The 12772-nt window shown below is 46.9% G+C and carries 12 protein-coding genes; 7 read left to right on the forward strand and 5 right to left on the reverse strand.

All coding sequences use genetic code 11. The features are described from left to right. Positions 1–439 precede the first annotated feature (439 nt). The gene (locus N836_RS41785; protein WP_023070486.1) at positions 440–1966 is read left to right on the forward strand and encodes an HAD family hydrolase; all 1527 of its coding nucleotides are present in this window, start codon (positions 440–442) and stop codon (positions 1964–1966) included. Between the two features lie 237 nt (positions 1967–2203). Here N836_RS41785 and pcrA read toward each other — a convergent pair whose 3' ends face one another. Next, on the reverse strand, positions 2204–4561 hold the full coding sequence (pcrA, locus tag N836_RS41790) for a DNA helicase PcrA (RefSeq protein ID WP_023070487.1): 2358 nt from the start codon (positions 4559–4561) through the stop codon (positions 2204–2206). Between the two features lie 163 nt (positions 4562–4724). Here pcrA and N836_RS41795 point away from each other — a divergent pair, with 163 nt between their 5' ends. Beyond that, positions 4725–5558, forward strand: coding sequence for an SDR family oxidoreductase (locus tag N836_RS41795; protein ID WP_023070488.1), 834 nt, complete (start codon positions 4725–4727; stop codon positions 5556–5558). A gap of 74 nt (positions 5559–5632) precedes the next feature. On the opposite strand, the gene N836_RS41800 is transcribed toward N836_RS41795, so the two are convergent. Next, positions 5633–6157: a hypothetical protein gene (locus N836_RS41800; protein WP_023070489.1), complete on the reverse strand. Its 525-nt coding sequence runs from the start codon at positions 6155–6157 to the stop codon at positions 5633–5635. Between the two features lie 198 nt (positions 6158–6355). On the opposite strand from N836_RS41800, the gene N836_RS76265 reads away from it, so the two are divergent. From N836_RS76265 to N836_RS41810, 3 genes are all read left to right on the forward strand, one after another. Continuing rightward, positions 6356–6523: a hypothetical protein gene (locus N836_RS76265; RefSeq protein ID WP_023070490.1), complete on the forward strand. Its 168-nt coding sequence runs from the start codon at positions 6356–6358 to the stop codon at positions 6521–6523. Between the two features lie 39 nt (positions 6524–6562). Further along, the gene (locus N836_RS41805) at positions 6563–6868 is read left to right on the forward strand and encodes a hypothetical protein (protein WP_023070491.1); all 306 of its coding nucleotides are present in this window, start codon (positions 6563–6565) and stop codon (positions 6866–6868) included. A gap of 323 nt (positions 6869–7191) precedes the next feature. Then, positions 7192–8235, forward strand: a complete 1044-nt coding sequence (locus tag N836_RS41810; protein WP_023070492.1) for a fatty acid desaturase — start codon at positions 7192–7194, stop codon at positions 8233–8235. Between the two features lie 161 nt (positions 8236–8396). On the opposite strand, the gene N836_RS41815 is transcribed toward N836_RS41810, so the two are convergent. Further along, the gene (locus N836_RS41815; RefSeq protein WP_023070493.1) at positions 8397–8630 is read right to left on the reverse strand and encodes a hypothetical protein; all 234 of its coding nucleotides are present in this window, start codon (positions 8628–8630) and stop codon (positions 8397–8399) included. Between the two features lie 161 nt (positions 8631–8791). On the opposite strand from N836_RS41815, the gene N836_RS41820 reads away from it, so the two are divergent. Further along, complete coding sequence (locus N836_RS41820; RefSeq protein WP_023070494.1) at positions 8792–9436, forward strand: class I SAM-dependent methyltransferase; 645 nt, start codon at positions 8792–8794, stop codon at positions 9434–9436. Positions 9437–9502: 66 nt separating this feature from the next. Beyond that, complete coding sequence (locus N836_RS41825) at positions 9503–10378, forward strand: WecB/TagA/CpsF family glycosyltransferase (protein WP_023070495.1); 876 nt, start codon at positions 9503–9505, stop codon at positions 10376–10378. A 346-nt stretch (positions 10379–10724) separates the two neighbouring features. On the opposite strand, the gene N836_RS0136870 is transcribed toward N836_RS41825, so the two are convergent. Together N836_RS0136870 and N836_RS75130 are read right to left on the reverse strand one after the other, a co-directional pair. Next, the gene (locus N836_RS0136870; protein ID WP_023070496.1) at positions 10725–11177 is read right to left on the reverse strand and encodes a hypothetical protein; all 453 of its coding nucleotides are present in this window, start codon (positions 11175–11177) and stop codon (positions 10725–10727) included. 293 nt (positions 11178–11470) lie between these two features. Continuing rightward, positions 11471–12772, reverse strand: a 1302-nt coding sequence (locus tag N836_RS75130; RefSeq protein WP_023070497.1) for a Calx-beta domain-containing protein, incomplete at its 5' end; no start/stop codon positions are given.

Genomic DNA, 12772 nt, shown 5'->3' on the forward strand with positions numbered 1-12772 from the left:
CGTAAAAACTGTGTCATGAATATGTAGTATTTGATATTCAGCAGAGCTGTTGTGAAATAGTAGTTCTTAACAGAGGGATAACTTATTCTTCAAAGACGTTCAGTTTGAATTCAATAAACTTGCCGAGATTAACATCAGAAGATTATTGATATGACTCATGCCATGTTGCATCAGTTCTGGGCAATATAGCTCTACTTTTAAATCTCCTTTGGTAAGTTAAGCTTCCTGGAAAAACAAGTAATTCACACTAATCCAACAGAGATTTAAGTGTGTGGTTTGTGCTAAGTAATTGTGAAATGAAAGGGCTTATTCTTGAGCTAACCTCTCTTTCCACTTAAGAGTTAGATACAATATGACAGGCCAGAATTAAACTTTTAGGTTCACATATCTCTTGGTTGAAATATCTATTCACTCATACATACATTAACTAGATTTCATTATGGTACAAGATATCAAAACGACACCGGACGATATCCAACCTAAAACACCGGGTATCCAAAATTCTATACCTAATTTACTAAACCAACTTCATGAGGCTACGCCCAATACTCATGTTTTGGTAGATTTTGATGAAACATTATTATTACGAAATTCTACAGAAGAATATCTAGATACGCTACAACCCAAAGCTGTTGGTGTTTTCTTTCTTGTCCTGTTGGACTACTTGAAGCCTTGGAATTGGCTACCAGGTCGATTACGCGGTGAAGTCTCTCGGGATTGGGTTCGGGTGTTATTATCAACAATCTTATTCCCGTGGACGCTGTTGCTTTGGCCTTGGCATGCTAAACGATTGGCACAGACTCAACAAAATCAAACATTAGTGGATGCTCTGCGCAGCAACCCTAATCTAGATGTTATTGTTGCTACTGATGGTTTTCGACCTATTGTTGCTCCGATTCTACGTCATATTCAACTCACAGGAGCAAAGCTGCATTCTTGTCGATTGTGGTTAGGCGGAGCTGATCGTTCCCGTGGTAAATATAATCGCCTAAACAAGACACTAGGAACTGACAAGGTGACCAATTCTGTCGTTATTACGGATTCTCCTAACGATATAGAGTTGCTGCAGGCAGTCAAGTATCCATACCTGGTTCAGTGGCCCCAGGCTAAATACATTCAGGCCATGACAGCGACCTATTCACCTTTTCTATATGTAGTTAAGTTCAAGCATGATCCCACCTACTTGCTGCGTGGCATTTTAATGGATCAGTGGCTAATACTAGTGTTAGCCTCAAGCTGGGTTTCACCGCAGCCTATCTTACACGCTGCCGGATTACTATTCTTAGTCATCTCTTATTGGTGTATCTATGAGCTTGGCTACTATGAAAACGATTATGTTGCTAAACACTATGAGAAAAATCCTAAACTCAAGGAGACTGATTTAGTTCGTCCAGAAGCTCCTTTAGTTGAGCCATGGATTTGGGCTAGTTTGTTTGCGGCACCGGGATTGCTGCTACTGAAATGGGCAACAATGCCCGAGGCAAGTTTAACTATGGATTCCTCTCTCTTAGAGGGAGCACTATGGCTAGCACTACCTTGGGGTATTGTATTGTTGGTAACACGCTTAGTGTATTGGGTGTTCAACCATATTGATAAACGGTCTCGTGTTTGGCCTTACCTTTTATTGCAATATAGCCGTCTGCCAGCTTTTGCTGTCCTAACGTTAGTCAGCCCTGCTGGTGCGATTCTCTTATCTGCTCAAACATTGATTAGCTGGATTCGTTACATCGTGTATCGTTACCAGGGCAAGATGCATGAAGTGCCCCATGCGATATTGCGCTTGGTAACACTGGGTTTCTTAATGGCAATGCTGGCAATTAGTGACGGCATATCAGCAGTACTTACCTGGCAAATGGCGACAATCTTTGTATTCTGTTTTGTTAGGGCATGGAGTACATTACCGCAGTTAATTAGTCAGGTTAAAATGGTAGGCGACGATACTTGGAGCCCGTCAACGAAAGCATAGTTAGCTTTAGAGAGGCTAGGAGTTTACGGTCTGCATCAAACTTAGCCTGAGAAAACTTGCATGTCTTCTTAAGTGACGACAATATTGCTTCCCTGTACAAGAATAAGGGAAGCAATATTGTTGTGTGTATGAAAAGTAAAAACAGTTGCCCTGCTATTGAGATCGCACAGCATTCATATTGCTAGAAAACAGAGCTTGGCCGAGCGTCGCTCCAATCGATTAATCAACACCAGATGCCTAAGACTCAACTCGGGTTAACGTCGCTACACGGGGATCAATAATCTTTTTCCCTAACCCAGGAAATTTAATCGCCAAACAAATTTTATTACCTGCGCCAAAAATATGCGTGATGGTACCTTCACCAAAGGCGTTGTGTATAACCTTTTCGCCGACACCCCAATCATCTTCATGGCTGCCAGGTTTCTGGACATCGGGCTCAGGATTCTTTAGTCGGGCTTCTCGTTTGGGAGTTATCTGCAGCCTGGGCAGTGCCGTTGCGGTATTCGCTAAAATATAATCCTCCGGTAGTTCACCCAAAAACATGGAGGGAGTAGCAATTTCGCGCATGTTGCCGTAGAGACGACGTTCACGGGCATAGGTGAGAAATAATCGCTCCTGAGCCCGGGTAATGCCTACATAGCAGAGGCGACGTTCTTCTTCAATGGCAGCGGCATCATCTAGGGAGCGAAAGCTGGGGAAAAGCCCCTGCTCCATCCCAACCAAAAATACGACCGGAAACTCCAGGCCCTTAGACGAATGGAGCGTCATCAATGAAACGGCATTGCCTTGCTTATCATCATCCATATCTGAACTGAGGGCGGCACTGGCTAAAAATGTTAGCAGTGTGGCATCTTCATTTTCTTCTTCAAACTGGATTACTGCATTATAGAGTTCCTGCACGTTTTGGATACGATCTAGGTCTTCGTCAGTCCCCTTATCTTTAAGGGCGCGAATGTAGCCTGAATTTTCAATCACCTCTTGTACCAGTTCTGATGCAGGCATAGTTTCTACCTTTTGCTGCCAGCCTTGGATCATGGTGGCAAAGCGGGTAACTGACTTACTGGCGCGACCGGCGAGGGTTTTGACTGAGGTATCATCTGACAGAATTTCCCAAAGGGGCATACCTAGCTCACCCGAGGCTTTTTCTAAATTCTCCATGGTAGTTTTGCCAATGCCGCGTCGAGGAGTATTAATTGCTCGCTTGAGGCTAACGGTATCTGCTGGGTTAGCAATTAAGCGTAGATAGGCCAGGACATCTTTAATTTCGCGTCGATCGTAGAACTTGAGACCCCCAACAACTTTGTGAGGTACGCTGTAGCGGGTGAGAACTTCTTCAAACGAACGGGACTGGGCGTTAGTGCGGTACAGAATCGAAAAGTCCCCCCAGTTTAACTCAGGGTTTTTCTCCATTGAAATACGAATCTGGCTGACTACATAATCTGCTTCTACACGCTCATCATCAGCCTTATAGCAGAAAATTGATTCACCTGTGCCTCGGGTGGCTCGCAGCACTTTATCGATACGCTCAGTGTTGTTTTCAATTAGATGGTTGGCCACTTCAAGAATGTTCGCCGTAGAGCGATAGTTCTCTTCTAGCTTCACCATGGTGCGGGTATCATCATCCGGCAGGCCGTCTCCAAAATCATTTTGGAAGTTCATCAAAATGGTAAAGTCCGCGGCTCGGAAAGAGTAGATAGACTGGTCGGCATCACCAACGACAAAGACAGAGCGCTGGTGCCAGTCGTTAAACTTATTGACCGATTCCCCATTGGTAGCCAATAGACGCAACAGATCGTACTGAGTCCGGTTGGTATCCTGGTACTCATCGACCAACATGTGGCGAAAGCGACGATGCCAATAGCCAAGCACTTGCTCATTTTGGCGGAACAGCAAAACTGGAATCCGGATTAGGTCATCAAAGTCGAGAGCATTATTTTGGGCCAGTCCCTTCTGGTAGTGGCGATAGACATCGGCAATAACTCGACCTTTAAAGTTGGGATTTTCCTTTTCGTATTCGTCGGGATCTAAGCCCTGGTTTTTAGCATTACTAACGGCGTAGCGTACTGAGCGAGGGTTAAATTTGCGATCGTCCAGGTTCAGTGTGCTGACAACAATGTTCTTAACTAAGCTTTGGGCATCGGATTCATCAAAGATGGTAAAAGCCTTGGTCCAACGGTGACCTGCTCGGCTTTGATATTTTTCGATGTCAAACCGTAAAATGCGCGAGCAGAGGGCATGAAAGGTGCCGATCCACAGGTCTTTGATAAAGGTCTTATAAACATAGGATCGCAGCTGGGTTTGTTCGTAGTCGGGCAGCAAATGTAAAGGCTGTCCGTGGCGACCCAAGGCTTCCTGTTCGGCAAAGAGCTTTTCGATCCGTTCTTTCATTTCTTTGGCAGCCTTATTGGTAAAGGTCACTGCCAGCAAATTTTCTGGATCAACGCGATGGTTAAGGATGAGGTTGGCAATGCGGTAGGTCAAGGCGCGGGTTTTGCCAGAGCCAGCCCCGGCGACCACGAGCAAGGGTCCACAGAAATGTTCGACGGCCTGACGTTGAGCGGCGTTGAGCTGACTGAGGAAATCGGGTGTGGTCATTGGGGCGTTAGGGAGTCTTTCCGGTAGTGTAATTGAATGACTGAAGCAATCAGTAATCCAATGTAGCGGATAAACCACAGACTCGTTAGACCGTGAATTTTCCTCTACAGAAAAGCTACAGTTCTGAAGGTGAACCAAACAAGAGGAGCAAACAAGAGTGGGCATGGCCGATCAGACAACAGTGAAAGCAGCAATCATTGGCTGTGGCTATGTGGGTAAAGAGGTGGCTCGACTCTGGCAGCAGCAGGGGATAACAGTAACAGCTACGACGACCCGGTCTGAGCGTGTTGAGGAATTGCGCTCTGTGGCGGATCGAGTGCAGGTGCTCAAAGGCACCGATCCGGGGGCATTGCAGGACTGTTTGGCTGATCAGCAGGTGGTGCTAGTCTGTGTTGGGTCAAAACGGGGGGCAAGTTATGAGGAGACCTATTTGGGGACGGCAAAAAACCTGGCGGAGGTGCTACCCAGCACGCAGGTGCAGCAGTTGATCTATACGAGTACCTCTTCGGTCTATGGTCAACACCATGGGGCCGTAGTTACGGAAGAAACTCCGGTAAACCCTTCAACGGCTAATGGTGAAGTGATTGCCAAGACGGAACGGACGTTGCTGGGATCAGTGGGACTGAAGGTCTGTGTCTTACGTCTGGGGGGAATCTATGGGCCGGGCCGAACATTAGCAAAAATTTACAGTCGTGCGGCGGGACAAACACGACCGGGTAGCGGTGATGAGTGGACCAACTGGGTTCATCGTAGCGATATTGTGGGGGCAATTGAGTTTGCGCGATCGCACTCCCTGGCCGGTATCTACAACGTGGTCCAGGACGAAATCCCAACGGTCAAGCAGCTGATCGATGCAGTGTGCGATCGCAATAACCTGGCACCGGTCCAATGGGACCCAACCCAGCCCAGTACCCGCTCTTACAGTGCCAGAGTTGCCAACGCCAAAATCAAAGCCGCAGGCTATCGGTTTAACCATCCCAATTTTTTTGATGAATAGCCTGGGCTGATTTAATCCAGGCAAATTAAAATCAAGCCTACTGAAATCACCAGGAATGCTTACAAAGCCATTGTTTACTGGACATTGACACTCAGCACTGAGCCATCCTGTGGCCCTAAAATCACCTCCAGGGGGCTTTGATTAGCATGGGCCTTCACTGCTTCTCGGTATACCTCGTAGCGGGTGGGCAGCGTCCTCTGCTGACCAGCCTGGTTAACGGTGAGCGTATAGTCAACGGATTTGATCAGTTCAGGAGCTTCGGGCCGTTCATTTTTATCTAGACGGGCTTCGATGTCGTCTACGGTGGGCTTGGGTGGCAGCTGAGGCCACCAGAGTCCTTTTTCATCAGGGCCGGTGACCGCTAGACCAGGGCGAACGCCGTTTTGGTTTTCCAGAGAAACAGAGGCAAATTTTTCGATGCGGGTGTCGTTAGGGCGATCTTGACCACTGTCCTGGTTGTAGCGAACGTGCCAGGTGTAGGTAACGGTGGCATTGGCGCTGTAATCGGACGTGGAAAAATTGGTAGTAATGGGCTCGCAGGCTGCGATCGCAACGAAACCACCCAGTAAAGCAGGACCTATATATTTTCTGATTAACACGAGTAATGTCGACTCTCAGCTCTCAGTATAAGTACTTATCCTAACAATTAAAGAACTGGGGCCTTTTGCGCAATAAGCAGGATTAGTCGTTACTTAAACTAAACCTGGTCCTATCCCCAACGACACGGATGCGTTTGATATTTTGAGCGCCCTATTATCAAAAAGCATTAAACAAATCTAAAGAAAATCTACGAGCCTATGGATAACAACCTCACCCATGCTTTGCGAAAAATGGTTGGTGTCTATGGCTGGCAAGCCGTTCTCACGGAGTTAGCCCAGCTATCAATTGACCATGGCCAACCGACTAGCGCTGATTTGTTGTTACAAGTCTCCTATGATGTTCCCAGACAACCGTTGAGACGCTAAACTTCTGCCCTGTAGCTTGTAGTCGGCTGGATTGTGACCATGGTGAAAATACTGTGTTTAATAGGAGAGTTCCTGGGGCTAGTCTTGTCGCTAAGTCTGTTGCTGGGGCCAGTGGCTCAGGCCGCTCCCCTATGTCGCACCGTGGCCGATCATCAGGTTTGTGTGCTGAAAATCACTCGAAGTGCTAAATATTACTGGGAATATCGAGCTGTGGTGCAAGTAGATCAGCAGCACCGGCCGATGGCACGCTATAACTGCCGTACCCATGAATATATTCGCCGCGATGGTAAGCACATACCGGACGATATTGCTACCCAGGTAATCTGCTCTTTATTAAACAAATAGGTGAGAAGCCAATTCTGAGACGGGCAAAGCTTACCAGTCGCCCATTGCTTAGGAACTCTGTGTAACCGGTTCAATTCATCTAAGAACGTAACCCACGCCATAGTAGAATCGAAACAATTTGTTAAGCAGCTCTAACAAAATATTAAGCTGAGCTGTTTCCCTCCGCTGAGGGGGGTGATCCGGCGCATGGCAGCCGTTTCCGGCTGTAATGCGCTTTTTAGTGGCGTTGTAAAAACCGCTAGGGTTTGCTAGCTAAAAGCGTCTTAGCTCCCTGGAGGATCTTTACAGCGACGATTGTGTCAATTCAGAACGTGGAAAATTCTATGACCGCAACACTTGATAGGTTATCAACTGACCGGCTGGGGCCGTTGGAGAACGTCACATTGAGGGATGTGATCAAGACCTTACCAAAGGAATGCTTTGAGAAAAATTCCCGTAAGGCATGGCAACAGGTCGGTCTGAGCATTGTAATGGCGATTGTGGGGTATGTTGCGATCGCACTATCGCCCTGGTTTTTACTGCCCTTTGCCTGGTTTTTTGCAGGTACGGCCCTGACTGGCTGGTTTGTCGTGGGTCACGACTGCGGTCATCGGTCCTTTGCCAAACGTCGTTGGGTTAATGATTTAGTCGGCCATATTGCCTTTTTACCGCTGATCTACCCATTTCATCCCTGGCGATTACTCCACGATCATCATCATCGTCATACTAATAAGCAAGATGTCGATAACGCCTGGCATCCCTGGTCTATCGAAACGTTCACCTCAGAAAGCAAGTTGATGCAAACAGCCTACTGGCTTATGCGGGGACGTTTGTGGTGGCTAGCCTCCATTATTCATTGGGCCGGTATTCACTTTAATCTAAGTAATTTTGCTGAGCGGGATAAACGTAAAGCTCAGGTATCAATTGCAGTTGTTGTTATCTTTGCCGCTATTGTTTTTCCCACCATGATTGCCACGCTTGGCATCTGGGGTTGGGTTAAGTTTTGGCTAATGCCCTGGTTAGGCTACCACTTCTGGATGAGTACCTTTACCCTCGTACACCACACCGCACCCGATATTCAATTTCGCCCGGTAGAAACCTGGAATGAGGTCGAGGCCCAGCTAGCAGGGACAGTACACTGCGACTATCCCAAATGGATTGAAGTTTTGTGCCACGATATTAGTGTGCATGTGCCCCATCATATTTCTACAGGTATTCCATCCTATAACTTACGAATGGCCCATCAGAGTCTCAAGGATACGTGGGGAGACCAGGTTCGTATTCGCGAGGAAAAGTTCACCTGGAACTTTATGCGCAGCATTGTTGACCATTGTCATTTGTATCATCCTGAACAAGCTTATGTACCCTTCAAGGCGCTCCGCCGATAATAGCTATCGAGAGTGTTCCTAAAAGGATTGAACTAACCTACCTAGGTTGTTAATTGGAGGCCCCGGTTAATGCTGGGGCTTTTTGCTACCATAGTACTGACATTAAACTTGCACATGTCTCTTTCGTAATCAACTGCGCCCACAAGAAAGAAAAAGAGACTTTAGGACTTGACGTTTGTTCCGATCTCCTTGAGGGATTTTTCAATCTTTGATAGATCCATATCAGGTATACTTGCCGTCAGCGCATTAATTTGAGCTGACATTGTTAATGACGCTGCAACTTGAAGGCGTTCACCTACCGTCATTTTTTCGCCAAAATTGCCGAGTAGCCAATCATCAAAGCGACGAAACGCAATAGTGGTATCGTAAAAAACTGTATCGGTTACGCTGGGCATAGTCATGCTCTCTCTGGTGTTTACCGAGCTGCTCGGTAGAAAATGCTCATTAGTATGAGCATTTCTGGTTTACAGGCAGGTTTAGTTTTGACTTAAAGATTGTACATAAATCGATACGGCACGGACAACTGCTGCATAGAGGCACCCCCCTGAATCCTCATATGAATAAATACCCCGTATCACAAGGTCCTTCAGGCTGGTTTGAACCACTTTATGCCAAAGCAGCGGGAAATTCTGCCCAGATTCCTTGGGCACTAATGCAGGTGACTCCCTATCTGCAGCAATGGCTACAAACTCCTACAAACGGACAAACCACTACCAACAAAGAACGATCGGCGGTAGTGATCGGCTGTGGTCTGGGGGATGACGCTGAAGCATTGGCGCAAGCTGGCTTTAGTGTTACTGCCTTTGATATTTCACCAACGGCCATTAAGTGGGCCAGAGAACGATTTCCTAAATCAATTGTAAATTATGAGGTTGCCGACTTATTTCGACTTCCCAGCCATTGGTACCGAGCATTTGACTTAGTTTTTGAGTTTCGGACAATCCAGGCCTTACCGCTAACAGTACGCAAACAGACGATTGAACAGATTGCGTCGCTGGTGGCTGTTCAGGGAACGCTGCTAGTTGCGACCTATTTACGTCCGGAGAACGAAACTGATCCTGATGGCCCACCGTGGCCACTTACGGTTTCAGAACTCACCTACTTTGAAACCCAAGGACTGACCATTGTTAATCAACAGATGTTCACTAAGCGAAACAGTCGATTTAATCAACGCATACAGATAGAGTACTGTTTCAAATAAGCTTAATTCAGTGACATTGACCTACAACCGGGGAACATTTTAGTCAGAGCAATTCTCCAGGTTTCCATGGATCAGCAGATTCTTCAGAGGCCCAGTCCCTCTGACTACAAGCGTTTGTTTCGGGTCGCTGTACTGACGTCTGCCGCAGCTGGAATGCTTGAACGGCAGCGGGCACGGCTACGTGAACAGGTTGAGATTTTAGGGGTGGAAATTGATAATGTCTCCCAACGTCAGTTTTTATCAGAGTTGACCAAGGGGGTGATTTTCACCCCTAATGTGGACCATCTGATGAAATTGCAAGAAGATGCAGCTTTTCGAGAAGCCTACCGGCAAGCAGACTATAAGATCTGTGATAGTCAAATTTTGATGTACGCATCAAAATTATTAGGTAAACCTCTAAAGGCAAAGATATCAGGTTCCGATCTATTGCCGCTATTTTGTACTTACCACAATAACAATCCAGATATTATAATTTTCCTGTTGGGAGGTGCGCAGGGAGTTGCAAAACAGGCCCAAGCCAACATTAATGCCAAATTTGGTCGAGATATAGTGATTGCAGCCCATTCCCCATCTTTTGGCTTTGAAAAGAATGAGGCTGAATGTCAGTCAATTATTAATACGATTAATGCCTCTGGGGCCACAGTTTTAGCCGTGGGAGTAGGTGCCCCAAAGCAAGAACTATGGATTGCCAAATATCGTAGCCAGATGCCTGGGGTGAAAATCTTTATGGCTGTGGGTGCCGCTTTAGATTTTGAGGCTGGCAACAAACCTAGAGCCCCTCGGTTTTGGAGTGAGCTGGGGCTAGAATGGCTGTATCGACTGATATCTGAGCCTAGACGTTTGTGGAAGCGATACTTATTAGACGATCTACCCTTCTTTAAACTGTTACTAAAGCAAAAACTACAACAATATTCTAAGAAAAGAAATTGCCAAAGACGTTAATGATTTCTATGTATCTTGGAAAGATAATCTGTGCGTCCCCATTGAACTGGTGAGTCATGTCTAAGGCGTGACCATATGCTCAAGCACATTAGCCTCCTCAATCTGGCATAAACATAAACGTTATGAGTTAAACCAAAAACTATTACCCAAGTACCCTGAAACCAAAAGGCTGAACCGCTCGAATCCTTGACACATATTTAGCAGCATGTACTTTTGATGGCGCATTAACCTTGTCAGCATGGGATATTTTGCAATGGGCAACCGCTGATGGATTCTATGAGCTTAGCTCAAGCCAACGCCACAGCTGACTCATGTCTTTGCACGGTTAGAAATTTTTGAATAACTTCTAGCATGCTTGGCAATCGTATATTTCATCAACGATGTCATAAGATTTCGGTACAAGCTCTCCCTTAACGACCACATAGTTTTCACCCACATATCCTGTGCGATCATAAAAGATCTGGTGAATATGCTGGTCTAGCTCAACTGGGTCTTTAATGCTCTTACTGTAGTACTTTTTGATATCATATTCGACGCCCATTACATTCATCCGGTCATGTAACGCCTTTGAATTCATAGCTAACAAAGCTGCCCGAGCATCTCGGTCTTGTAGTACTTTGCTGAGCACCGAGTAAGGAACTCCCCCCAAGGTGACCACCTCAGTCAGAAATAGAGTTAGCCATGTACCCCCAGCTAGGAGTGCCACTAAGGCTATCCCTTTAGTCTTTTTAGTCTTCTTCTTTGTCGGGGGTTGGTTATCCTGTGGTTGGTTATTCTGTACAGATTGCAATGAAGACATAGGAAATTAAGAGCAATGACAAAATTATTATCAGACTAGCGAACTACCAGAAGGAGTAATGAGTATTCCCACTGATTTCATTAAACCTTTATCCAAGGGGATTATTTTTGCCTAACTATCCACAAGTTTTTCTAAGTTAGGAACTTTGCTTTACTACCCCTCATTGATTGTAAACAGAATACTACTGGGCGAATGATTGCCGCTTAGATATCACCAGTGCATACGGCGATCACGGTAATACCTCAGCGGCTTCATCAACAACTAATCAGGTTGTTCTTTAGGGCAAAGGTGATCTACACCGGGAAGACGCCTGCAATGGCATCAAACCAGCGTTGAGCCATCTTAGCTTCACCTGTTGCATTAGGATGAACCCCATCAAAGGTATCCTGACCAGCATTAAACCCAGAATTTTGATCCACCAACAGTACCTGAGAGTTGGGCTGGTTCAGTTCTGCCACTAGGGAGGGAAGCAACGCATTGAACTCATTGACCCGTTGATTGCGCTCACCGTTGGTTGTAGGAATGAGCTGAGCCATGAAAATCGTGACATTGGGATTATCGGCTCTGAGCAGAGCAACGGTTTGCCGTAACTCATCAATGGTACTCTCTGCCGACTGCAAATTAAACACATCGTTGGTACCGAGATGAATCAGGGCAACGTCCGGAGTGTAGCCATTCAACCACCCGGCGAGGCTGTTGTTGATTTCATCGACCTTCCAGCCCCAATGGCCCTCATGGTCTGGATCAAAGCTACTGTCAGGGAAGGGACTGCCATCATTAGTAGCGTTTTGTGAGCCGACAAAATCGATGTCATATCCGGCATCGTCGAGCAGGTTCCACAAATCACGTCGGTACGAGTTATATCCTGTCCCCGCCTGGGTGATGGAATCGCCCAGGGTGACAATGTTGAGAGGCCCATTTACCGTTGGTCCGCCATCATTGTCCTGAATGGAAACAGTGGCAGTAGTCTGGGAACCCAAGTCAGCATTGACGGGATTCTCCAGCGTAAAGGTAAAGGTTTCATTGCCCTCAATGGTGGTGTCATCGGTGATGGGAATCTCAATGGTTTGAGAGATTTGGCCGATGGCAAAATCAATTGTGCCGCTTGTGGCTGTGAAGTCTTCGCCAGCGATGGCTGAGCCATTGTTGGTGGCGTAGGCGACAGAGACGGCGGTATTGGGATTGCCAGTGCGCTCAACGGTGATAGTAGCGGTAGCGTCTGCTTCCGAGACTGTCAGAGCTGTTTGTGAGAGTGCCAGGGCGGGCGGGGCATCATCATCGACGATGGTGACGAGGGTAGAGTTTGTGGCTCCGAGAATACCGACACTGGGATTGAGGAGTTCGACGACAAAGGATTCATTGCCCTCATCAAGCGAGTCATTGAGGATAGGAATGGAGAGAGTGGCCACGGTTGCTCCTGGTGCAAAGGTAACCTGTCCAACGGTGACGGGAGCGGAGAAGTCGGCATCGGCGGTCGCTGGGTTGTTCCCTACCCCCCTGAGGGCATAGTCAACGGTAGCGGCGTCTTGGGTGTCGCCACTGCGGACGACGGTGATAGTGGCATTGCCGCCATACTCATCGACGGATAGGGTGTC

This window comes from Leptolyngbya sp. Heron Island J (genome assembly GCF_000482245.1).
Taxonomy (GTDB): Bacteria; Cyanobacteriota; Cyanobacteriia; order Phormidesmidales; family Phormidesmidaceae; genus Leptothoe.

What these genes read in the sequence shown, in the direction of transcription:
- N836_RS41785 (WP_023070486.1), top strand. Translation starts at nt 440, where the DNA reads ATGGTACAAGATATCAAAACGACACCGGACGATATCCAACCTAAAACA.
- pcrA (WP_023070487.1), bottom strand. Translation starts at nt 4,561, where the DNA reads ATGACCACACCCGATTTCCTCAGTCAGCTCAACGCCGCTCAACGTCAG.
- N836_RS41795 (WP_023070488.1), top strand. Translation starts at nt 4,725, where the DNA reads ATGGCCGATCAGACAACAGTGAAAGCAGCAATCATTGGCTGTGGCTAT.
- N836_RS76265 (WP_023070490.1), top strand. Translation starts at nt 6,356, where the DNA reads ATGGATAACAACCTCACCCATGCTTTGCGAAAAATGGTTGGTGTCTAT.
- N836_RS41805 (WP_023070491.1), top strand. Translation starts at nt 6,563, where the DNA reads ATGGTGAAAATACTGTGTTTAATAGGAGAGTTCCTGGGGCTAGTCTTG.
- N836_RS41810 (WP_023070492.1), top strand. Translation starts at nt 7,192, where the DNA reads ATGACCGCAACACTTGATAGGTTATCAACTGACCGGCTGGGGCCGTTG.
- N836_RS41815 (WP_023070493.1), bottom strand. Translation starts at nt 8,630, where the DNA reads ATGCCCAGCGTAACCGATACAGTTTTTTACGATACCACTATTGCGTTT.
- N836_RS41820 (WP_023070494.1), top strand. Translation starts at nt 8,792, where the DNA reads ATGAATAAATACCCCGTATCACAAGGTCCTTCAGGCTGGTTTGAACCA.
- N836_RS41825 (WP_023070495.1), top strand. Translation starts at nt 9,503, where the DNA reads ATGGATCAGCAGATTCTTCAGAGGCCCAGTCCCTCTGACTACAAGCGT.
- N836_RS0136870 (WP_023070496.1), bottom strand. Translation starts at nt 11,177, where the DNA reads ATGTCTTCATTGCAATCTGTACAGAATAACCAACCACAGGATAACCAA.